Origin of the sequence: Streptosporangium amethystogenes subsp. fukuiense (assembly GCF_042665875.1) — a bacterium.
Classification (GTDB): Bacteria; Actinomycetota; Actinomycetes; order Streptosporangiales; family Streptosporangiaceae; genus Streptosporangium; species Streptosporangium fukuiense.
Window position 1 is genome coordinate 5,010,331 of record NZ_JBHTEE010000001.1, and the last position, 23,502, is coordinate 5,033,832.

General features: G+C 66.4%; 12 protein-coding genes, 3 rRNA genes and 1 pseudogene. 7 read left to right on the plus strand and 9 right to left on the minus strand.

Features of this window, described 5'->3' with window-relative positions; translation table 11 throughout:
• Positions 1-258: 258 nt before the first annotated feature.
• The 5 genes from ACFQVD_RS21325 to ACFQVD_RS21345 form a co-directional block, all read right to left on the minus strand.
• On the minus strand, positions 259-1,485 hold the full coding sequence (locus ACFQVD_RS21325; protein WP_343966546.1) for a saccharopine dehydrogenase family protein: 1,227 nt from the start codon (positions 1,483-1,485) through the stop codon (positions 259-261).
• Positions 1,486-1,661: 176 nt separating this feature from the next.
• Positions 1,662-2,933, minus strand: coding sequence for a hypothetical protein (locus ACFQVD_RS21330; RefSeq protein WP_343966548.1), 1,272 nt, complete (start codon positions 2,931-2,933; stop codon positions 1,662-1,664).
• A 245-nt stretch (positions 2,934-3,178) separates the two neighbouring features.
• The gene (locus ACFQVD_RS21335) at positions 3,179-4,684 is read right to left on the minus strand and encodes a CoA-acylating methylmalonate-semialdehyde dehydrogenase (protein ID WP_386271852.1); all 1,506 of its coding nucleotides are present in this window, start codon (positions 4,682-4,684) and stop codon (positions 3,179-3,181) included.
• Entirely contained in the window at positions 4,681-5,979 is a 1,299-nt protein-coding gene (locus ACFQVD_RS21340; RefSeq protein WP_343982747.1) for an aspartate aminotransferase family protein, read from the minus strand. The genes ACFQVD_RS21335 and ACFQVD_RS21340 overlap by 4 nt, the downstream gene beginning before the upstream one ends.
• Before the next feature lie 138 nt (positions 5,980-6,117).
• Positions 6,118-7,629 carry an MFS transporter gene (locus ACFQVD_RS21345; protein ID WP_343982750.1) on the minus strand — a complete coding sequence of 504 codons (1,512 nt, stop codon included), beginning with the start codon at positions 7,627-7,629 and terminating at the stop codon, positions 6,118-6,120.
• Positions 7,630-7,683: 54 nt separating this feature from the next.
• Between ACFQVD_RS21345 and ACFQVD_RS21350 the strand changes: the two genes are divergently transcribed.
• The 5 genes and pseudogenes from ACFQVD_RS21350 to ACFQVD_RS21370 all read left to right on the plus strand — a co-directional run.
• Complete coding sequence (locus ACFQVD_RS21350) at positions 7,684-8,463, plus strand: TetR/AcrR family transcriptional regulator (protein WP_343982753.1); 780 nt, start codon at positions 7,684-7,686, stop codon at positions 8,461-8,463.
• Positions 8,464-8,578: 115 nt separating this feature from the next.
• Entirely contained in the window at positions 8,579-10,204 is a 1,626-nt protein-coding gene (locus ACFQVD_RS21355) for a PucR family transcriptional regulator (protein ID WP_343982756.1), read from the plus strand.
• A gap of 9 nt (positions 10,205-10,213) precedes the next feature.
• The gene (locus ACFQVD_RS21360; RefSeq protein ID WP_343982759.1) at positions 10,214-10,609 is read left to right on the plus strand and encodes a cupin domain-containing protein; all 396 of its coding nucleotides are present in this window, start codon (positions 10,214-10,216) and stop codon (positions 10,607-10,609) included.
• Between the two features lie 773 nt (positions 10,610-11,382).
• Complete coding sequence (locus ACFQVD_RS21365) at positions 11,383-12,672, plus strand: phosphodiester glycosidase family protein (protein WP_343982762.1); 1,290 nt, start codon at positions 11,383-11,385, stop codon at positions 12,670-12,672.
• 456 nt (positions 12,673-13,128) lie between these two features.
• A pseudogene (locus ACFQVD_RS21370) lies at positions 13,129-13,974 on the plus strand (IS30 family transposase); the annotation flags it as partial.
• A gap of 160 nt (positions 13,975-14,134) precedes the next feature.
• Here ACFQVD_RS21370 and rrf read toward each other — a convergent pair.
• From rrf to ACFQVD_RS21385, 3 genes are all read right to left on the minus strand, one after another.
• Positions 14,135-14,251: ribosomal RNA gene (gene rrf / locus ACFQVD_RS21375) — 5S ribosomal RNA — on the minus strand.
• 71 nt (positions 14,252-14,322) lie between these two features.
• Positions 14,323-17,452, minus strand: a 23S ribosomal RNA gene (locus ACFQVD_RS21380).
• Positions 17,453-17,837: 385 nt separating this feature from the next.
• Positions 17,838-19,363, minus strand: a 16S ribosomal RNA gene (locus ACFQVD_RS21385).
• The 16S, 23S and 5S rRNA genes sit together here, the layout of an rRNA operon.
• 551 nt (positions 19,364-19,914) lie before the next feature.
• On the opposite strand from ACFQVD_RS21385, the gene ACFQVD_RS21390 reads away from it, so the two are divergent.
• Both ACFQVD_RS21390 and ACFQVD_RS21395 read left to right on the plus strand, forming a co-directional pair.
• Entirely contained in the window at positions 19,915-21,018 is a 1,104-nt protein-coding gene (locus tag ACFQVD_RS21390) for an AI-2E family transporter (protein WP_343983043.1), read from the plus strand.
• Positions 21,019-21,022: 4 nt separating this feature from the next.
• Positions 21,023-21,742, plus strand: a complete 720-nt coding sequence (locus tag ACFQVD_RS21395; RefSeq protein WP_343983046.1) for an AraC family transcriptional regulator — start codon at positions 21,023-21,025, stop codon at positions 21,740-21,742.
• Between the two features lie 6 nt (positions 21,743-21,748).
• Here ACFQVD_RS21395 and ACFQVD_RS21400 read toward each other — a convergent pair whose 3' ends face one another.
• Positions 21,749-23,401 carry an AMP-binding protein gene (locus ACFQVD_RS21400; protein ID WP_343983049.1) on the minus strand — a complete coding sequence of 551 codons (1,653 nt, stop codon included), beginning with the start codon at positions 23,399-23,401 and terminating at the stop codon, positions 21,749-21,751.
• Positions 23,402-23,502: the final 101 nt, after the last annotated feature.

Sequence of the window (23,502 nt, forward strand, 5' to 3'; positions counted from 1 at the left end):
GTCAGGCGCCCTGAACGCGGCCGCGGAAAGGGCGGTCCTGCCGTCGCCCCCTCTGGTCCCCCGGATCCGGAAGATCAGGGGCACCTCGGTTCCCAACGACCAGCACCGAACCGCTGTACGACCGGCGCACATCCCCGTACCCGTGGAAAGGCCCTGGTCGCGGCGCGGGCGCCGGCGGACCTCTTCCTGGCGCCCGCCGCCGACGCCGCACGCGCGGACGAGCGCGAGGCTCCCGCGCCCTGCCGTTGACAAGGTGCGTCAGGCGGACAGCAGAGCCGGGGCCGTCTGCTCCCGCATCCCCCACGGTGAGCCGTAGGCGGTGAGCAGTTCCAGGAAGGGCACCGCGTCGAACGCCTCGGGACCGAGCACCCCGGTGCCCGACCAGGCGCCGGTGGCCAGCAACTCCAGGGCGACCACCGGGTGCACCGCCGTCTGCCAGACCACGGCCTGGCAGCCGTACTCCCGCATCGACCACTCGTTGTCGACCACGTGGTAGAGGTAGACCTCGCGCGGCCGCCCGTCCTTGCCCACGCCCTTCACCCAGGTTCCGGCGCAGGTCTTGCCCCGCATCCGATCACCGAGCGTGGCCGGATCGGGGAGGCTGGCCGCGACCACGTCGCGCGGCGAGGTCTCGACACCGCCCACCTTGATCTTGCCCGCCCTGTCCAGGCCCAGCTTGTGCAGGGTCTTCAGGACTCCGATGAACTCCTCGCCGAGACCGTACTTGAACGTCACCCGCCTGGCGTCGATGTAGCGCGGCACCAGGAGCACCTCCTCGTGCTCGACGTTGACGCACTCGACGGGCCCGATCCCCTCGGGGAAGTCGAAGACCTCGGGCTCGCTGAACGGCTCGGTGGTGTGCCAGTCGCCGTCCTCCCAGACCACCGGCGGGTTGAGGCACTCCTCGATGGTCGTCCAGATGGAGAACGTCGGTGCGAACTCATAGCCCTCGACCACCAGGTTGGAGCCGTCGCGGATACCGATCTCCTCGATGCTCTCGAAGAGGTGCTCGGCGGCGTAACGCGCGAAGACGTCGGCCAGCCCGGGCTCCACGCCCATGCCGACCAGCGCCAGCCCGCCCCGCTCCCGCCATGCCTCGCCGAGGGCGAACTGCTCGTCGCCGAGTTTCACCCCGGTCAGCTCGTACGGTCTGCGGGGGTGGGGGCGCGACAGCGACATCGCCATGTCGAGATAGTGGGCTCCGGCGTTGAGCGCCGCCTCGAACAGGGACATGGTGAAGCGGGGATCCACCGCGTTGAAGAGCACGTCGCAGCGGTGCTCGGTGAGAGCGGCCTCGACCGCCACCCGGTCGGAGGCGTCCAGCCCGATGGCGCTGAAACGCGGGTCCGCGATCCTGGCCACCACGGCGGCGGCCCGGTCCTGTTGAGAGTCGGCGACCACGATGTGTTCGAAGAAATCTCGGCGTGCGGCGATCGGGACGACGGCGGAGCCAACGCCGCCCGCTCCAACAAGAAGGATTCTCATGGCGACTACCTTACCCACTGACTGGTCGACCAGTCGATATTAAGGACATGATTTTCCTACTGAATCCATCGTCAAAAACGATCAGAGCAACGAAAAACGTTGCTTGCTACCGAGATCACCGACACGGTGGGGTAGCGGGAGCCTTCTTTGGGGCGAGGAGGCGTCCGCCCCCGGCCTCAGTCGGAGATCCGCTGCTTTCCAGGCTCGGAGGATGCCCTGAGGCTCTTCCACCGCTCCGCCCACCCGGCGTAGTCGGTGCACTCCCCGCCCTGGCCACCACAGTCCCTCGTCGGACGGGCGGCGAAGAGGACGTCGCGCAGCCGGCGGTTGTCACGCACCTGGTACGCCTCGCAGATCCGGCGGGCGCGCCCGCCGCACGCCTCCGGATTGGCCGGGGCGAGGCCGGTCCAGGCCGCGGCGGGACGCTGCGCCCGCACCGAGCTCATCCAGTTCAGCCACCGGTAGGCGCAGTTCGGGCTGGCCGGCTTGGCCGCGAGCATCCACGAGTCGACCCACCCGGTCGCCAGGACCCCCTTCAGCACCTTCATCGGCCGGTCCGCGCGCTGGAAGAGGTCAAGGTGGTAGGGCAGGACCTGGGCGATTCGCACCTGCTCCGCCGACAGTGCCCTGACCAGGTCGAGCGAGCCGTCCCAGTAAACCCGGCCGGGGCCTTCGCCCTCGGCGAGGAGCTTCATCGCGGCGTCGAGCTGGGCCGGGGTGAGCTGGAACGGATCTTTGATCTTCAGCTGGGGGCGCGTCCCCCTGAGGGCGAGCGCGGCGTCGGCGATGCTCAGCGGGCTGTTCCTGATCGCCGCCGGAGCCGTCCCGTAGAGGGCGAGGGGTCCCCGCGGCCCGTCCCCTTCGCGGACCACCCGGTTCACCCCCCACAGGTAGGGGATGCCGTAGACCTTGTCGTCCTCGCGCAGACCGGGCAGCTCGCGCAGGCGCTTGGGGATCCGCCGGTAGTCAGTGACCAGCGCGGTGTCGAGCGGCGCGACCTTCCCCTGCTGCACCAGCAGACCGGCCAGGTCGGGGGTGGCCGAGAGCACGTCGTAGCCGCCCTCGGTGAACCTGGCGGCCATCTCCTCGCTCGTCCTGACCCGGTCGAGCTTGACGACACAGCCGCTCTCCCGCTCGAAGGGCGTCAGCCAGTTGACCCGCGAGCTGGCCCCGCCGTACTCGACGTACCCCTGGAACGTGAGCACCTGGAGCGTGCCCTCGCCCTTGCCGATGGACGCCGACGGTGCCGGGCTGGAGGTGGCGGAGGGGATGGCTCCGGACTCGGAGCCGGGCGTCGCGACGGGCGTGCCGGAGGGGGTGGGGCTTCGCACCGACGAGGTCGCGCTCGCGGCTCCCACCTGGGCCAGGGCGGCGAGCGCCAGGCCGCCCGCCCCCAGCGCTGCCCCAAGACGCGCGCGGCGGAGCCTGTCCCTGCCCATGAGGCCCACGAGGTTTCCTCCCGACGTCGCCACCGATCTGCCCGGGAGCCTACCGGCCGTCCCCGGCCTCCCGCGGTCCGTCGGGGACTGCGTGCCCGGTTCGCACAGGCCAGGCATGGGCGAGACCCGCCCCGTGACAGAGGGTTCAGAGCACGCGTGAGGCCCGCGTCCCGGCAGGAGGGACGCGGGCCTCACGGTTCAGGGGCCAGTGGCGGGGCACCTGCTCCTCCCGCTCGATGTTCGATACGGGACCACTAGCCGTTGGTGGGGAAGCCGAGGTTGACGCCGCCGTGGCCGGGGTCGAGCCAGCGGGAGGTGACGACCTTGCCCCGGGTGTAGAAGTGCACGCCCTCGGTCCCGTGCACATGGGTGTCGCCGAACAGCGAGGACTTCCAGCCGCCGAAGCTGTAGAAGGCCATCGGCACCGGGATCGGCACGTTGATGCCGATCATGCCGACCTCGACCTCGTTCTGGAAGCGCCGGGCCGCGCCGCCGTCGTTGGTGAAGACCGCGGTGCCGTTGCCGTACTCGCCGCTGTTGATCAGCTCCAGGCCCTCCTCGTAGCAGGAGACCCGGACGATCGCCAGGACCGGGCCGAAGATCTCCTCGGTGTGCACCCGCGAACCGGCGGGCACGTGGTCCAGGACCGTGGGCCCCAGCCAGAAACCGGAGGTCTCGGCCGCCGCCGCGCCGCCCAGGACCGGGGTCCGGCGGCCGTCCACCACCAGCTTCGCGCCCTCGGCGACGCCCAGGTCCAGGTAGGAGACGACCTTGTCGCGGTGCGCCTCGGTGACCAGCGGGCCCATCTCGGAGCGGGGGTCGTCGCCGGGGCCGACGGTCAGCTCCGAGACCCGGGAGACGATCCTGTCGACCAGTTCGTCGCCGACCGGGTCCACCGCCAGCACGACGGAGATCGCCATGCAGCGCTCGCCGGCCGAGCCGAAGCCCGCCGAGACCGCGGCGTCGGCGACCAGGTCCAGGTCGGCGTCGGGCAGCACCAGCATGTGGTTCTTGGCGCCGCCGAGCGCCTGGACCCGCTTGCCGTGACGGGTGCCGGTCTCGTAGACGTGGCGGGCGATGGGCGTGGATCCGACGAACGAGACCGCGCGCACGTCCGGGTGCTCCAGTAGCCGGTCCACCGCCTCCTTGTCACCCTGGACGACGCCGAAGACGCCGTCCGGCAGCCCGGCCTCCTTCCAGAGCCGGGCCATCAGCAGCGACGCCGAGGGGTCCTTCTCCGACGGCTTGAGGACGAAGGCGTTGCCGCAGGCGATCGCGATCGGGAACATCCACATCGGCACCATGGCCGGGAAGTTGAACGGGGTGATCCCGGCGACCACGCCCAGCGGCTGCCGGATCGAGTAGGAGTCGACCCGGGTGGAGACGCCCTCGGAGAAGCCGCCCTTGAGCAGGTGCGGGATGCCGCAGGCGAACTCCACGACCTCCAGGCCGCGGGCGACCTCGCCCAGCGCGTCGGAGTGGACCTTGCCGTGCTCCGCGCTGATCAGCGCCGCGAGCTCGTCGCGGTGGGCGTACATCAGCTCGCGGAAGCGGAACAGCACCTGCGAGCGCTTGACCAGCGAGGTGTCCCGCCAGGCGGGCCAGGCCGCGACGGCGGCGGCCACGGCCGCGTCGACCTCGGCCACGGACGCGAGATGGACCTGTCCCGCGACCTCCCCGGTCGCGGGGTTGAAGATCTCGGAGGTACGGCCGGAGCCCTCGACGGGGCTCCCACCGATCCAGTGGGTGACGTTCTTCACGAGGCGACCTCGGCGTTGACGGTTTCGAGCACGGTGACGATGATTCCGAGGCCCTCGGCGGCCTCCTCCATGGTGAGGGTGAGCGGCGGAGCCATCCGGAGCACGTTGCCCCGCAGCCCGCCCTTGCCCGCCAGCAGGCCGGCCTTCCTGCTCTCCTCCATGAACCGGTTGGCGAGCGCCGGGGAGGGCTCGCCCGTCGCCGGGTCGACCAGCTCGACGGCGAACATCAGGCCCCTGCCGCGGACGTCGCCGACGATCGGCAGGCGCGGCGCGGCCTCGCGGAGCCCGTCGATGATCAGGGCGCCGGTCCTGGCGGCACGGGCCTGCAGGTCGTGGTCAAGGACGTAGTCCAGGGTGGCGTTGGCCGCGGCCATGGAGATCGGGTTACCGCCGAAGGTGGCCAGTCCGACGGCGTGCAGGTTGTCCATCAGGTCACCCCGGGCGACGACGCCACCCACCGCGAAGCCGTTGCCCAGCCCCTTGGCGAAGGTCATCATGTCGGGCGTGACACCGTGGTTCTGGATGCCGAAGAAGGCCGAGCCGGTACGGCCCCAACCGGTCTGCACCTCGTCGGAGATGAACAGGATCCCCTCGGAGTCGAGGACCTCCTTGTAGGCGGCGAACAGCCCGTCGGGGGCCATGGTGAAGCCGCCCACGCCCTGGATCGGCTCGGCGATCAGCGCCGCCACGTCGCCTCCGACGGCCGTGGAGAGCACGTGGCGCAGGTCGTCGACGCAGGCCTCGATGTAGCCGGCGTCGGACAGGCCGCGGAACTGGGCGAGGTGCCGGTCGGCTCCGTGCAGGAAGTGCACGTTCAGCGGCGACAACGAGTTGTTCTTCCAGGAGCGGTTGCTCGTGACGCCGATCGTGCCGAAGGAGCGGCCGTGGTAGCTCTGCCGCATGGCGAGCACCTGGTCGGACTTGCGCGCGTAGGTCGCCAGCAACAGCGCGGCCTCGTTGGCCTCGGTACCGGAGTTGGTGAAGAAGACCTTCGCGTCCTGGATGCCGGAGAGCCTGGCGATCTTCTCGGCCAGCTCGACCTGACCGCGCAGCAGGTAGACCGTGGAGGTGTGCACGACCCCGGTGGCGAGCTGCCGCTCCACGGCCTCCCGCACCTCGGGCACGTCGTACCCGATCATGTTGGTCAGAATGCCCGCGAAGAAGTCGAGGTAGCTCTTGCCCGACGCGTCGACTACCCGGTTGCCCTTGCCCGAGACGATCTCGATGGGCTCGTCGTAGTAGAGGGCCAGCCAGTTGGGCATTACCGCGCGATGGCGCGCAAGGAGGTCCGACATACATCGAGTATCACCGCTCGGGGCCACCACCTCATACCGGCAACATGTCGGCACATAGCCACCAAACCCATCACACTGTCAGGTCGGTACGCCCGGGTCACCGGCCGATCCGTCCGGACGGATCGGCCGGAGAACCCCTCAGCCCTCGGTCTTCACCAGGTCGGCCTCCGAGGCGGCCGTGACCACGGGCGCGGGCCGCAGCACCAGGAACGCCAGCGTGGCGGCGGCCAGGGTGAAGACGACCCCCACCCAGGAGCCGAACGACATGGCGGAGACGAACGCCTCACGCGCGGTCCCGATCACCCCCGGATCCCCCAGCCGCAGCGCCTCTCCGATCGACTCCCTGGCGGCGGCCGGGGCGTCCGCGGGCATCGACGAGGTGTAGACCCCGGCCAGCACGCTGCCCAGCACGGCGATGCTCAGCGCCATGCCGACCTGCTGGACCGTGTCGTTGAGCGCCGACCCGACACCGGCGTGCGCGGGCGGCACCGCGCCCATCAGCGTCGCGTAGGCCGCGGGACCCGCCAGGCCGCCGCCGATCCCCATGAGCATGAGACCAGTGATCAACATGCCGTACCCGGTGTCGGCGGTCATGAAGGCGAGCACCCCGAAGCCGCCCGCCATCACGGCGAGGCCGACGGCGACCAGCACCCGGTTGCTGACCCGCTGCCCCAGCCCGGCGCCGACCGCGTTGAACAGCGCGGCGGCCACCGCGTACGGCAGCAGCGCGAGACCGGCCCGCATGGGACCGTAGCCCAGCACGAACTGCAGGTACTGGGTGAGCATCAGCAGCAGCGCGCCCGTGCCGAACGACATCAGCACGATCGAGAACGAGGCGCCGCTGAAGTTCCGGTCGCGAAACAGCTCCAGCGGGAGCATCGGGTGCTCCGACCTGAGTTCCCAGATCACGAACGCCCCCAGCGCGACCACCGCCACGCCGGCGGCGGTCAGCGACTCCACCGAGGTCCAGCCCGTCGTCGGGGCGGAGACGACCACGTAGACCAGGGCGCCCATGCCGGCCGTGGACAGCACCACGCCGAGCGGGTCGAGCCTTCTCGCCGGACCGCGCGACTCGGGCATCAGCAGCACCGCCGCGATGACGGCGACGATCGCGACGGGCACGTTGAGCAGGAAGATCGATCCCCACCAGTAGTGTTCCAGCAGGAAACCGCCCAGCGTGGGACCGGCGATCACACCGACCATGGCCACCGCGCTCCACGCGGCGATCGCCTTGCGGCGCTCCTCCTCGTCGAAGACGGTGATCAGGATCGACAGGGTGCTCGGCATCAGGATGGAGCCGCCGACACCCATCAGCGCGCGGGCACCGATCAGCTGCCAGGGCTCGGTGACCAGCACGGCGACCAGCGAGGCACCGCCGAACAGCAACAGGCCGATGATCAGGAAGCGCTTACGGCCGTAGCGGTCCGACAGGCTGCCCGAGGTGAGCAGCAACCCGGCGAAGACCAGGACATAGGCGTCGATGATCCACTGAATGTCCGCCGGGGTGGCTCCCAGGTCGACCATCAACGCCGGGATGGCCAGGTTGAGGACCGTGTTGTCCACCACCAGGACCAGCAGGCTCAGACAGAGCACTCCGAGGATCCACCAGCGCCTCGGATCGCGTTCGACTCGTACAGTGTTCGATTCCACTCGCACAATGTACGACAAGCTCGCACGACGTACTATCGGATTTATGCTTGGAGCGTGAAACAGCACTTCAGCTCCGTCTGGACACGCGAGCCGCGCACCGCCAAGAGCCCGGGGCTCGATCGCGCGCAGATCGTACGCGAGGCGATGGCACTGCTCGACGCGGAGGGGCTGGACGCACTGAGCATGCGCCGCCTGGGCGCCAGGCTCGGCTCGGGGGCCACCAGCATCTACTGGCACGTGGCGAACAAGGACGAGCTGCTGGAACTGGTCCTCGACGAGGTCTACGGCGAGCTGACGGTCCTGGACGCCCGGGAGACCACCTGGCGCGACTCCGCCTCCTCCTTCGCGTACAGCATGCGCCAGATGCTCTTCAGCCATCCCTGGGTGATCAACCTCGTCGGGACCGTCCCCGGCATCGGCCCCAACGCGATACTGCTGATGACCCGGCTCGTCGCCACCTTCGGCCACGCCGGGTTCCGTGGCCTCGACCAGGACTACGCCGCCTCGACGCTCATGGCCTACGTGGCCGGGATCACCATGCCCGAAATCTCCTGGCGGACCATGATGGGGCGGACCGGCCTCGGGTCCAACGAGCTGAACGCGGCCCTCCACCCGCTGGTGGAGAAGGCCGCGGCAGGCCACCCCGAACTGGCCGCCCGATACGCCGAGTTCCGGGAGATCGACGTCGAGACCACCAGGGCGCTCAACTTCGAGTTCGGCCTGACCTGCCTCCTCGACGGTCTGGAAGCCCGCCTGAACCGCGCGGCCTCGGCGCCGGCACCGGCCTCGGCGGACCCCGGCGCGACACCGCCCCCGTGGCCGGGCCTTCAGTAGCGACCCCGGGCGGACGGTGCCGCGGGCCCATTACCGCAGGAACGCGGATGGCGGGTAAACAGCATGTAAAAGGAGGGCCACCCGTACTTACATTCTGATCAGATACTCTCTGTGTGTGCTCCCTACAGTCGCCGACGTCCTCGCCCTGGACACCGTTCGCCGGGGCAATCCACAGGTCGTGGCGGGGGCTGACCGGCTGGGCAGCCGGGTGCGCTGGGTGCACGTGGGCGAGGTCACCGATATCGCCCACCTGCTACGCGGGGGTGAGCTCGTGCTCACCACCGGCATAGCCCTGCCCGACGACCCCGACAAGCTCGCCGACTATGTCGCCGAACTGGCCACCGTGGGTGCGTCGGGGCTGATCGTGGAGCTGGGCCGCAAGTTCATCAAAGAGTTGCCCCGTGCCGTGATCAACGCCGCCGAGGCGCACGGCCTTCCCCTGGTGACCCTGGCGATGGAGACACCGTTCGTGCAGATCACCGAGTCGGTGCACGCCCGGATCATCGACATCCAGCTGGAGGAACTCCGCGCCTCCAAGCAGTTGCACGAGGTCTTCACCGAGCTGTCGGTCGAGGGCGCCTCCCCCGCGAGGGTGCTCGGCCAGGTCACCCGGCTGTCCGGACGCCCCGCGCTGCTGGAGAACCTCGCCCACCAGGTCCTGGCATGCGACACCGCCGGACGTGACACGGGCACGTTACTGGCGGGCTGGGAGACGCGCTCCCGCTCAGTGGCACCCCACCCGCGGACCGCCTACGACGCGGCCTCAGGCTGGCTGGTCACCATGGTCGGCGCCCGGGGCCAGGACTGGGGCCGTCTGATCCTGCTCTGTGACACAGAGCCTGGACCGCACGACATCGTGCTCGCCGAACGCGCCGCGACCACCCTCGCCCTGGGCCGCCTGCTGGAACGCCACCAGGAGTCACTGGAGCGCCAGGCACACGGCACGATCATCACTGGAATCCTGACCCACGCGTACGCGGACCCCGAGGAGGCCGCGGCCCGCGCCCGCGCGGTCGGCGTGCCGCTCACCGGTCGCAGGCTCATGAGCGTGGTGCTGCGCCTGGCCGAGCCGGCGGAGAAGCCGATGGACGGCCAGGAGCAACTCGCCCAGCTCGCCGAACTGGGCGACGCGGCCGCCGCCGCCTGCCGAGAGGCCCGCCTTCCCGCCCTGATCGGCGCCCTGGACCAGAACCGGGTCGGCGTCCTGCTCCCCCTGCCGCCGCGTGTCCTCCCCGAATCCGCACTGACCACGCTCGCCGACCACCTGCGCGCGGCCTTCACGAACCCCTTCATCCTCGCCGCGGGTTCCATGGTCGAGTCGGTCCGCGACGTGCGGCGGAGCTTCCTGGAGGCCGAGCAGGTCGCCGACGTGGCCGTCAGACAGCCCGACGGCCGCGCTTTCTACCGGCTCCCCGACCTCCGCCTGCGGGGCCTGCTCCACCTCCTCCGCGACGACGCACGGCTGCAGACCTTCGCCGAACGCGAGCTCGGCCCGCTGCTCGCCCACGACGCCCAACGCGGCGGCGATCTCACCAGCATCCTCCGGGTCTACCTCAACGCGGGCCGCAACAAGGCCCTCGCCGCTCAGCGGGCGCATCTGTCACGCCCCGCCTTCTACGACCGTCTCCACAGGTTGGAACGCGTCCTCGACACCGATCTGGACGATGTCGAGTCCTGTCTTTCCCTCCATGTCGCCCTCCTGGCGCTGGAGTCCTTCCGGAGAGACAATCCCCGCCCCTGAAAGGTCCCCATGCCCGACATTCTCATCCCAGAGCCCGCCGACCTGGCCCGGATGACCACCGCTGCCGGCGCGTTCTCCGTCCCCACCGGTGACGTGCAGCTCTCACCGGACGAGCTGGAAGCCGACCAGATCCTGGCCGGTTCCCCGCGCGTCTCGTCCATCGAGCTGTGGTCCTCTCCGGACGGCAGGCAGAGCCGGGGCATCTGGGAGATCACGCCGGGCACCGTGGCCGATGTGGAACGTGACGAGATGTTCGTGGTCCTGTCCGGCCGCGCCACACTGGAGGTCGACGGGGGCACCACCCTCGAACTCGTCCCCGGCTCGGTCTGCCTGCTCGCCGAAGGGGCCAAGACCGTCTGGATCGTCCACGAGACCCTGCGCAAGGTGTACCACTGCATGGGCTGACCGGATCAAGGTCGCGGATCGTACGGAACCGGGGTTCCGTACGATCCGCGACTGTCCGCCCGTTCACCGCGGCCACCGCTTCCCGCGGCGACCGTGTGCGGTGATCTGTCTTTTCCGGGCTTGTCGAACCGACTTCGTACTTGAACCAACTGCGTCTGCACTAACCGTGTCTGTCGGATGCGATGTCCATCTGAACAGGGTCATCCGCGCAGATGTGGAGATCCCAGCGGCGCGGACGCGTCAGGATCGCCCCGAGGATGACACCTAGGATCACGCTTGCGATGATCACGATGAGAATGCTCAGCCCCATGACGGCTGCCTCTCGGAAAGATGTGCCGCTTGATCTGAGGAAATGCGGCCTACTGCACCGTAGCGTCGCATTCTCGCCGTCGCAACGAAACGGCCAGGGACTAATCCTTATTGACCAGGACCGTTGACCCGGTCGGGGCCGTCACAGGCGGGTGAATTCTCCCTCGGACGACATGATCTTGCGTGCGCAACAACACTTTCTTGGGATGTTTCACGTGTTTCGCTCCCCTCGCCCCGTAGATCTCGGCACGATGGTGCACGAACTCTGAGACCAACGGGGAGAGATATACATGTCGCGACGCCTTGTCGCCGGATTCACGGCCCTAGCACTCACCGCCACAGCGATTCCCGCTGAGGCCGAGCAGGCGGGTTCGGGGTTTCCCTCCTCCGCGTTCCCACTGGGCGTGAGCATGGCCACGGTGAAAGACCAGCAGAGTGTGGCACCGGGCATTGATCTTTTCAATGTGAAGCACGGTAAGTCCACGCAGGGCTGGACAGTCTCCGCCCTCATGCCCAACGGTCACGACGACGGTCGCCTGGACACCGCTCAGACGGTCGCCGAGGCCGTGGAGGCGGCGGGGTTCACTCCCAGCATCCTGCGGATCGTGCAGCCCGCCGCAGCGGACGCCCCGGCTGTGGAGCGATACATGGTCAGGATCGGCCTGTGGTCGTTCGGCAAGCGGGCCGAGGCCGACAAGGTCGTGAAGGAACTCAAGAAGCAGGGCATCCGGGCCAAGACCGACTATCTCGGCGACGACGGCACCGAGACCACCGGCCCCTGGAACATGCGCGTACTGATGGTCGACCCGAAGGTGTTCAAGGGATCCTTCAAGACGAGCGTCGGCAAGAGCGTGGCCAAGCGCGAGACCACCAGCTCGATGTCGAAACTTACCGGCGCCATCGCCGGGGTCAACGGCGGCTTCTTCAACATCCACACCGCCAAGGCCCTCCAGGGCGACCCGGTCGGTGTCTCCGTGGTGGGCGGCAGGCTGCTCAGCGAGGCCGTGCCCGGCCGCAGCGGCCTCGTCATCACCCAGGGTCGCAAGGCCCGGATCACCGAGCTGCGGACCCAGGTCACCGCGATCTCCTCGGACGGCACGAAGGCCGAGGTCAACGGCATCAATCGGGCCGCCGGAAGCGACGAGCTCGTCCTCTACACCGAGGAGTTCGGCAGCAGGACGGCCACCGACGGCGGCATCGAGGTCGTCGTCGACACCCAGGGCCAGGTCGTCAAGGTCCGCCAGGCCGGCGGCATCGTCTCCCGGGGCACCTATGTGCTCCACGGCACCGGACTGGCGGCCGTCTGGCTTCAGGAACACACCCAGGGCACCTGGATGAAGCTGGACACCAAGGTCATCGATCTGCGGACGCAGCGGGCGATACCGCTCACCCCGGATACCTACATCATGGGCGGCGGGGTCGGGCTGGTCAGGAACGGACGGGTGCGCATCACCGCGGCGGCCGACGGACATGCCTCGATCAACATGATGCTCCGGCGCCACCCGCGCACGATGGTCGGTGTCAACAAGTCGGGCGGGCTGATCCTGGCCACGGTCGACGGACGCAACCCGGGTGTCTCCGTGGGCGCCTCGATGGTGGAGGCTGCCCAGCTGATGCGGTGGCTGGGCGCCAAGCAGGCCATCAACTTCGACGGTGGTGGCTCCAGCGTGATGGTCGTCGGCCACAAGCCCGTCAACCGGCCCTCGGACGGCGCGGAGCGGACCGTGGGCGACGCCCTCTTCATCACGCCCTGACGAACCGCGCTCCAACGCGAGAAGCCCCGGTCCTCACTTGGGTTCACGTGGTCGTCGCAACATCTCGATCTGAGGAGTTGCGACGACCATGTCGTTGTCGGAGGGGATTGGCGCGGAGTGGGATGAGCTGTTGAGGCTCGTCGATGCTGGGGCTTCGGTGCGGTCGGCGGCGGTGTCGCTAGGTATCTCGTGTTCGAGGGCTTATGCAATCTTGCAGGCCCGCGGTCGGGGGTCGGGGCGGGCGAAGACCGTGGTCACCGATGAGCATCGGGGGCGGGTGCTGGCGGTGTTCGCCGACTCGGGGAGCGTCAATGGCGCTGCGAAGGCCGCGGGGCTGAGTCATTCGGCGGCTCGGCGGATCCTGGTCCAGGCCGGGGTGATGGCTGCTGAGAAAGTGCCTTGGGGTAAAGAAGCGGCCAGGCTGCGGTTTCTCGAGCTGGTCGAGCAGGGCTGGTCGAGGGCTTCTACTTGCCCTATCAGGCGCACCGGACGGCCGTGGCCGGGCGGGCCCGGCCCAAGACCTCCAAGCTGGTAGACAACGGGGAGTTGCGCGAGCAGGTCGAACAAGGTCTGGAACGGAAGTTGTCTCCCGAGCAGATCTCCCGCAGGCTCGTCAAGGACTTTCCCGACGATGAGAGCATGCGTGTGAGCCACGAGACGATCTACCAGGCCCTGTATTTCCAGGCCCGTGGCGGCCTCAAACGCGAGGTGCAGAAGGCGTTGCGGACCGGCAGAACCCGCCGTAAACCGCAGCGCCGGCCCGGCCAGCGGCAGCCTCGGTTCGTGCAGGAGATGGTGATGATCGCCGACCGGCCCGCCGAGGTCGACGACCGTGCCGTCCCCGGGCATTGGGAAGGCGATCTCATCGTCGGCGCGAACAACCAGTCCGCGATCGGCACGCTGGCCGAAAGGACCACCCGCTACACGATGCTGGTGCATCTGCCCGGCGGCCATGACGCCGAGCAGGTCCGCGACGGGCTGATCGCCACGATATCGACCTTGCCCGCCCATCTGCGCGGGTCGCTAACCTGGGACCAGGGCTGTGAGATGGCCCGCCACCAGCAGTTCAGCCTCGCCACCGACATGGCCGTCTACTTCTGCGATCCGCACTCGCCCTGGCAGCGTGGCAGCAACGAGAACACCAACGGACTCCTGCGGCAGTACTTCCCTAAAAGTACCGATCTGAGCGTCTACGGGCCCGAAGACCTCGAACACGTCGCCCAAGAACTCAACGGCCGCCCACGCAAAACGCTCGACTGGGACACCCCAGCCGAGCGCTTGCGTGATCTACTAACCACCTAGAACACCAACGGTGTTGCGACGACCCCTTGAAACCGCCCATCGGCCGGGGCTTCTGGTTCTCCGTAGGCGTACCGCGGCTTTCCCGGCAGGCCCCTTCCGGAACCCCCTCGGAAAACACGAAGGCCCCCACCGAAAGGTGAGGGCCTTCATATGAAAGATTGTCCGGCGGCGACCTACTCTCCCACACCGTCCCCGGTGCAGTACCATCGGCGCTGAAGAGCTTAACTTCCGGGTTCGGAATGTAACCGGGTGTTTCCCCTTCGCCATAACCGCCGTAACACTATGAAACACACAAACCACCGTTTGCTGTCTCAGAATTGCCTAGTGGACGCGAGCAAGAATTGCTTTGTGGTCAAGTCCTCGGCCTATTAGTACTGGTCAGCTCCACACATTACTGCGCTTCCACCTCCAGCCTATCAACCCGGTCGTCTACCGGGAGCCTTACCCCCTCACAGGGTGGGAGACCTCATCTCAAGGCGAGCTTCCCGCTTAGATGCTTTCAGCGGTTATCCCTTCCGAACGTAGCCAACCAGCCGTGCTCCTGGCGGAACAACTGGCACACCAGAGGTTCGTCCGTCCCGGTCCTCTCGTACTAGGGACAGCTCCTTTCAAGTCTCCTGCGCGCGCAGCGGATAGGGACCGAACTGTCTCGCGACGTTCTAAACCCAGCTCGCGTGCCGCTTTAATGGGCGAACAGCCCAACCCTTGGGACCTACTCCAGCCCCAGGATGCGACGAGCCGACATCGAGGTGCCAAACCATCCCGTCGATATGGACTCTTGGGGAAGATCAGCCTGTTATCCCCGGGGTACCTTTTAGCCGTTGAGCGACGGCGCTTCCACATGCCACCGCCGGATCACTAGTCCCAGCTTTCGCTCCTGCTCGACCCGTCGGTCTCACAGTCAAGCTCCCTTGTGCACTTACACTCGACACCTGATTGCCAACCAGGCTGAGGGAACCTTTGGGCGCCTCCGTTACTCTTTAGGAGGCAACCGCCCCAGTTAAACTACCCACCAGACACTGTCCCTGATCCGGATCACGGACCGAAGTTAGACGTTCAAAACGACCAGAGTGGTATTTCACCAATGACTCCACCACCACTAGCGTGATAGCTTCACCGTCTCCCACCTATCCTACACAAGACGCTCCAAACGCCAATGTCAAGCTATAGTGAAGGTCCCGGGGTCTTTCCGTCCTGCTGCGCGTAACGAGCATCTTTACTCGTAGTGCAATTTCGCCGGGTCTGCGGTTGAGACAGCGGGGAAGTCGTTACGCCATTCGTGCAGGTCGGAACTTACCCGACAAGGAATTTCGCTACCTTAGGATGGTTATAGTTACCACCGCCGTTTACTGGCGCTTAAGTTCTCAGCTTCGCGAAGTCGAAACTCCACTAACCGGTCCCCTTAACGTTCCAGCACCGGGCAGGCGTCAGTCCGTATACATCGTCTTACGACTTCGCACGGACCTGTGTTTTTAGTAAACAGTCGCTTCCCCCTGGCCTCTGCGACCCCCACCAGCTCAGAACGCAAAGGTTCGTCACCAGCGAAGGCCCCCCTTCTCCCGAAGTTACGGGGGCAATTTGCCGAGTTCCTTAACCACAGTTCACCCGATCGCCTTAGTATTCTCTACCTGACCACCTGAGTCGGTTTAGGGTACGGGCCGCCACGACACTCACTAGAGGCTTTTCTCGGCAGCATAGGATCACCCACTTCGCCACAATCGGCTCGGCATCACATCTCAGGATACATGAACCGCGGATTTGCCTACGGTTCTCCCTACATGCTTACCCCAGGACTACCATCGCCTGGGCTGGGCTACCTTCCTGCGTCACCCCATCGCTTACCTACTACCAGTTCAGGCCAGGCGTTCACCCTCACCCCAAGCCCGAAGGCTCGGAGGGGTTAAGGACCCTTAGTATCACTGGATTCAGTATTGGCGCATCGTAGCGGGTACGGGAATATCAACCCGTTGTCCATCGACTACGCCTGTCGGCCTCGCCTTAGGTCCCGACTTACCCTGGGCGGATTAGCCTGCCCCAGGAACCCTTGGTCATCCGGCGCAGAAGTTTCTCACTTCTGATTCGCTACTCATGCCTGCATTCTCACTCGCACAGCCTCCACAGCTGGATCACTCCGCTGCTTCGCCGGCCGCACGACGCTCCCCTACCCATCCACACACCTAAACCACAAAGGCTCAGTTATACGTGTGAATGCCACGACTTCGGCGGTGTACTTGAGCCCCGCTACATTGTCGGCGCGGAATCACTTGACCAGTGAGCTATTACGCACTCTTTCAAGGATGGCTGCTTCTAAGCCAACCTCCTGGTTGTCACTGCGACTCCACATCCTTTCCCACTTAGCACACGCTTAGGGGCCTTAGTCGGTGGTCTGGGCTGTTTCCCTCTCGACTACGGAGCTTATCCCCCGCAGTCTCACTGCTGCGCTCTCACTTACCGGCATTCGGAGTTTGGCTGACGTCAGTAACCTTGTCGGGCCCATTAGCCATCCAGTGCTCTACCTCCGGCAAGAAACACGCAACGCTGCACCTAAATGCATTTCGGGGAGAACCAGCTATCACGGAGTTTGATTGGCCTTTCACCCCTAAACACAGGTCATCCCCCAGGTTTTCAACCCTGGTGGGTTCGGTCCTCCACGCGGTCTTACCCGCGCTTCAACCTGCCCATGCCTAGATCACTCCGCTTCGGGTCTACAGCATGCGACTCAAACGCCCTATTCAGACTCGCTTTCGCTACGGCTCCCCCACACGGGTTAACCTCGCCACACACCATAACTCGCAGGCTCATTCTTCAAAAGGCACGCAGTCACATCACAAACACTCCGAAAAGTGTTTACGCTCCTACGGCTTGTAGGCACACGGTTTCAGGTACTATTTCACGACCCCTCACCGGGGCGCTTTTCACCTTTCCCTCACGGTACTTGTTCACTATCGGTCATCAGGGAGTATTTAGGCTTACCAGGTGGTCCTGGCAGATTCACACAGGATTTCTCGGGCCCCGTGCTACTTGGGATCCCCTCCAACAGTCCAACCAATTTCGCCTACCCGACTCTCACGGTCTACGGCGCCACTTCCCAGAAGCTTCAGCTATCGGAAGGATTTCTTACTGTCTGGAGGAACGGCAGCTCCTCCCAGAGGGTCCCACAACCCCGTAAACGCAACGCCTGCCGGCTATCACACGCCTACGGTTTAGCCTGATCCGCTTTCGCTCACCACTACTCACGGAATCACTATTTGTTTTCTCTTCCTACGGGTACTGAGATGTTTCACTTCCCCGCGTTACCACCAACCGCCCTATACATTCAGGCGGAGGCAACACCACATGACTGGTGCTAGGTTTCCCCATTCGGACATCCCCGGATCAAAGTCTGGTTGGCGACTCCCCGGGGCTTAACGCAGCCTCCCACGTCCTTCATCGGCTCCTGATGCCAAGGCATCCACCGTGTGCCCTAAAAAACTTGGCCACAAAGATGCTCGCGTCCACTATGCAAATCTCAAACAACAAACAGCGACCAGACCAGACCCGCCACCAGCACCCAGGACAAACATCCCAAGCCGATGTGACAGATGATCGGTCCCGCATGAGGCTCCAACAGACAGCAAGCCCGCCACAAGCGGGCCCGCCACAATGTCCGTTTCCTCAGGACCCAACAGTGTGTTCGACCAGCCCCCACCCCCGAAACCCCGTTCCCACTCCCTCTCACGAGGGCGGTACTAGACAGTCCGGCCGGCAAGGCCCGATCGAGTAGCCAGTGCTCCACTAATGAGCGCGCCGAGCGTGGAACGTTCGCCCACGAACACGGCATGGACCACGACCACCCGAAGATGACCGCGACCGATGCTCCTTAGAAAGGAGGTGATCCAGCCGCACCTTCCGGTACGGCTACCTTGTTACGACTTCGTCCCAATCGCCAGCCCCACCTTCGACCGCTCCCCCCAGACAAGCTGGTTGGGCCACGGGCTTCGGGTGTTGCCGACTTTCGTGACGTGACGGGCGGTGTGTACAAGGCCCGGGAACGTATTCACCGCAGCGTTGCTGATCTGCGATTACTAGCGACTCCGACTTCATGGGGTCGAGTTGCAGACCCCAATCCGAACTGAGACCGGCTTTTAGGGATTCGCTCCACCTCACGGTATCGCAACCCTCTGTACCGGCCATTGTAGCATGTTTGCAGCCCAAGACATAAGGGGCATGATGACTTGACGTCATCCCCACCTTCCTCCGAGTTGACCCCGGCAGTCTCCAATGAGTCCCCACCACCCCTAAAAGGAGCGTGCTGGCAACATTGAACAAGGGTTGCGCTCGTTGCGGGACTTAACCCAACATCTCACGACACGAGCTGACGACAGCCATGCACCACCTGTCACCCAGTCCGAAGAGGGCTCCATCTCTGAAGCTTTCCGGGCGATGTCAAGCCTTGGTAAGGTTCTTCGCGTTGCGTCGAATTAAGCAACATGCTCCGCCGCTTGTGCGGGCCCCCGTCAATTCCTTTGAGTTTTAGCCTTGCGGCCGTACTCCCCAGGCGGGGCGCTTAATGCGTTAGCTACGGCGCGGAAACCGTGGAAGGTCCCCACACCTAGCGCCCAACGTTTACAGCGTGGACTACCAGGGTATCTAATCCTGTTCGCTCCCCACGCTTTCGCTCCTCAGCGTCAGGTAAGGCCCAGAGAACCGCCTTCGCCACCGGTGTTCCTCCTGATATCTGCGCATTTCACCGCTACACCAGGAATTCCGTTCTCCCCTACCTACCTCTAGCCAGCCCGTATCGAATGCAGACCTGGAGTTAAGCCCCAAGCTTTCACACCCGACGTGACAAGCCACCTACGAGCTCTTTACGCCCAATAATTCCGGACAACGCTTGCGCCCTACGTATTACCGCGGCTGCTGGCACGTAGTTAGCCGGCGCTTCTTCTGCAGGTACACGTCAACTTCGTCCCTGCTGAAAGAGGTTTACAACCCGAAGGCCGTCATCCCCCACGCGGCGTCGCTGCGTCAGGCTTTCGCCCATTGCGCAATATTCCCCACTGCTGCCTCCCGTAGGAGTCTGGGCCGTGTCTCAGTCCCAGTGTGGCCGGTCGCCCTCTCAGGCCGGCTACCCGTCGTCGCCTTGGTAGGCCGTTACCCCACCAACAAGCTGATAGGCCGCGAGTCCATCCCCAACCGAAAAAACTTTCCACACCCACCCGATGCCGGGAGGTGTCGTATCCGGTATTAGACCCAGTTTCCCGGGCTTATCCCAGAGTCAGGGGCAGGTTACTCACGTGTTACTCACCCGTTCGCCGCTCGAGTACCCCGAAGGGCCTTTCCGCTCGACTTGCATGTGTTAAGCACGCCGCCAGCGTTCGTCCTGAGCCAGGATCAAACTCTCCAAACAATGTCTGAACAGTTGCTCCCGGCTGAAAGCACCCATCACACATGATGGATGTTCAACCAAAGGAATCCGTCCCCCACCCCGCAAAGGAGGCAGGTTGGACAGGGTTGTGCTTCATGCACTGGCTTTTAACACACTGTTGAGTTCTCAAGAAACGGGCGCGTACTCCGTTGTCCGCGGGCCCGCTTTCGCGGTGTCCCAGACTTCGGGGCGTTCCATTCCGTGTCGCCATCTTATCAGATTTGCCGGGTTTGTGTCAACTTGCCGGTTTTCCGACCATCGACTTGAACCCGCCGAATCCGCTAGGATTGCGACCACCCTGTCTCCAGGGCAACCCCTCTAACTTACTCCAACATCCGGTCGATGTCCAATCGGATCCCGGCGTGACGCATGCGCCCCGACGAGGGAGATGATCAGAAGGGTGGTCCCGAGGCTCTGGCGATCTCCGCCGACCCCCTCGGGCCTGTGAACTCTATGTACGCCGCCGGGTCCCGTCAAATCGAAGCGCGTGCCCCGTGGAGACGTGTTTCCCGCTCGCTGGGTAGAGATCAGACATGACGGACCAGAGAGTGTTGCCCAGGACGCTCGTCATGCTCCTCTGCGCCGCGAGTGCGGTGATCGTTCTGGGGGGGATCAGGGCGGTCGGCTCGATCGTTGGGCCGGCGCTGCTGGCACTGATCCTGATCCTGGCGGTCTCCCCGGTCAGAACCTGGCTCCACCGGCACGGCGCTCCCGGGTGGGTACTGGTGGCCATCCCCCTGGCGATCGTGCTGCTGGTGCTCCTGGGCATGGTGGCGACCCTGACGCTCGCCATCGCACAACTGGCCGCTCTCATCCCCACCTATGACAAGCAGTTCCAGCAGCTCGTTCTGCAGGCGCAGGAACTGGCGGCGAGGATCGGCATCGGCACGCAGCAGATAAACGAGGCGATCAACTCCTTCTATCCCGGCAAGGTCTTCACGATCGCGCAGGAATTCCTCGGCGGGCTGGTGGGCGCGTTCTCCGGCATCGTTCTCGTCATCGTCCTGCTCCTGGCCATGTGCCTGGACGCGCAGGCCTTCTCCCGGATTCTCGCCCTGGGGGCGGCGCGCAGGCCCCTGCTCATCGGCGCGCTCCACGACTTCGCCCACCGGACCCGTCGTTATCTTGTGGTGTCGACGGGGTTCGGGTTGGTCTGCTCCGCTTTGGACGTGGCCGCGCTCTGGTTTCTCGGCGTGCCGCTCCCCCTCCTCTGGGGCGTGCTGGCACTGATCACCAACTACATCCCCAACATCGGCTTCGTCCTGGGCCTGATACCGCCCGCCCTGCTCGGTCTCCTGTCGGGCGGTTTCAAAACCATGGTCTTCGTGATCGTCGCCTACCTGTTGATCAATTTCGTGGTGCAGTCGCTGATCCAGCCCAAGTACCTCGGTGACGCCGTCGGGCTGTCCACGACCCTGACCTTCATCTCGCTCATCCTGTGGACGTTCCTGCTCGGCCCGCTGGGCGCGCTGCTGGCCATCCCGCTCAGCCTGCTGACCCGCACGTTGCTGATCGACAGCGATCCGGACGGCGAGTGGGCCGCCGCCCTCGTCTCGGGGAATGTGCCCGGCGAGGGGCGACCGGCGGCGGAGGGCTCGGAGAAGAACGGAGGAGGAGGCAAGCCGCCCGTAACCTGAGACCATGTATCGCGAGTGGGCTCCGGACTCCCTCGTCGCCGGGCGGGTGGCCTGCGTGTGGAGCAACGAGGCGACCACCGTCACGACCATGGGCACAGGCACGCCCCAGCTGGTCGTGCCCGACGGCTGTGTGGATCTGATCTGGGGTCCGGGAGGAGCGCGGGTCGCGGGTCCCGACACCGGCCCGAAAACCGTGTGGATGTCGCCGGGCGACCGCTACGTCGGGATCAGGTTCGGTCCCGGCACGGCGGGCGGGGTGTTCGGCGTGCCGCTCGACAGCCTGCGCGACCTGCGGGTGCCGCTGTCCGAGCTGGAATCGCTCAGGGAACTGTCCGAGCTGACCCCTTTCACGGGAGTCACCGACGCCGTACAACGGGTTCTGGCCGTACGAATGCGCACGACGCCCGGGCCCGATCCCGCCGCGTCGGCGATCGCCGAGGCACTGCTGGCGGGGCGGAGCGTCAGGGAGGTGGCCTGGGATCTGGGGCTCGGCGAGCGGCAGCTCCTGCGCCGGTGCCTGCGGGCCTTCGGGTACGGCCCGAAGACGTTGCAGCGGGTGGTCAGGTTCCAGCGGGCGCTGCGGCTGGCCAGGCGCGGCATCGCGGCGGCCGAGGTCGCCGCGGCCAGCGGATACGCCGACCAGGCTCACATGGCGAACGAGGTACGGCGGCTGGCGGGAGTCCCCCTGGGCCGGCTGATCGGACGGTCCGCCGACGGGTACTGACGGGCGCTAGGGAAGCAGCCGGGCGCGGCCGAAGTCGACGAACCTGGCACGCAGTGCCCAGCACGCCTCCTCGGTCAGCGGGACGTAGGCGAGGTCGCGTCCCGGCCGCCACCACACCGGGTCGGCGCACTCCCACAGCTGGCGCCGCAGAGCGCTCTTGTCCACCTTGTTGGTGGCGGTGAGCGGCATCTCCGGTGTCAGCCGTACGAAGCGGGGAGCCCATTTGGTGCCGAGGTCGGGCTGGGCGTTGAGGAACGCGGCGAATCCGGCGGGTTCGAAGTCGTCGTCGAGTTCCAGCGCGGCCATGACCTGGTCGCCGGTGCGCGGGTCGGGCACCGCGTAGACGGCGCACATGACCGTGCCCGGGTAGCGGGCGAGGATGCGTTCGACGGGGGCGGCGGCGAAGTTCTCGCTGTCCACCCGGAGCCGGTCGGCGTCCCTGCCCGCGAAGTAGAAGTATCCGGCGCTGTCGCGGTAGGCGAGGTCGCCGCTCCAGTACCAGCCGTCGCGGAGCCGCTGGGCGTCCGCCTCGGCGTTGTTGTAGTAGCCCTCGAAGGAGGCGTCGCGCCGGACGATCTCGCCGATCGCCTCGTGTCCGTTGACCAGCCCGCCGCTGTCGTCGAAGCGGGCCCGCGGGCACTCACGGCCGGTGGCGGGGTCGTGGACGGCGACGTCCATCCCCCGCTGCGGCAGGCCGAGCGCGTCGGCCGGGGTTCCGGGAACCTTGCTGATCGCGATCGCCCCCTCGGAGGAGCCGTACCCCTCGATGATCCGGGCGCCGAACCGCCGGGCGAACTCGGTCAGGTCGCGGGAGGAGGCCTCGGTCCCGAAGGCGGCCCGCAGCGGGTTGCGGGAGTCGTCGTCGCGTTCGGGAGTGGCCAGGATGTACGCGAGGGCGCGGCCGACGTAGTTGAAGTAGGTGACACCGTACCTGCGGATGTCGGTGAGGAACTCCGAGGCGCTGAAGCGGCGGCGCATCGCCACCGTCGCGCCCACGCCGGTGGCCATCGCCAGGTTGGCCATGACGGCGTTGCCGTGGAAGAGCGGCATCGCGAGGTAGGTCACCGACTCCCGGTCGATCCCGAACTGGCCTCCCCTGCCCGCTATGGCCGCCAGCCGCCCCTGGCCGCAGATCACCGCCTTCGGCGAGCCGGTCGATCCCGAGGTGAAGAGCAGCAGCAACGCCTCCTCGGGCCGCGGCGGCTTCTCGGCGTCGAGGGCCGCCCGCGCCTCGGTGCCGGTGCGGCGGGCCAGCAGCGCGTGGTAGCCGTCGGTGTCGGCGAGCAGGACCCGGCCGGGTGGCAGCCCGAGGTCGAGACCGTCGAGCAGGGCGGAGCGCGGGGTGTCGGTGACGACGAGGCGGCAATCGGTGTGCCGGATGTCCGCGGCGAGTTCCGCGCCGCGCCGGGTGGGGTTGATGCCGACCAGGGTCGCGCCCGAGAGGGCCGCGGCGAAGATCCAGAAGACGTACTCGGGGACGTTCTCCAGCAGGACACCGAGGTGGAACGGGCGGCCCGGCTCCCGCGTGTCCAGGGCCAGTGCCGCCCGCAGCTCCGCCTCGTGGACGATCCGCGCCCAGCTGTAGCTCTCGTCCTCGAAGCGCAGGCCGGGATGTTCGTCACCGGCCCGCGCCCGGATCAGGTCCGCGAATGTCACCACACCCGGATCTTGAGCAAGTGCTTGGTCAAAGTCAAGTCGCGCCCGGGACTCGGACGATCTCCGGCGCCACCGCTCCGCCGCCCACCCGGCTCCGGCCGCCG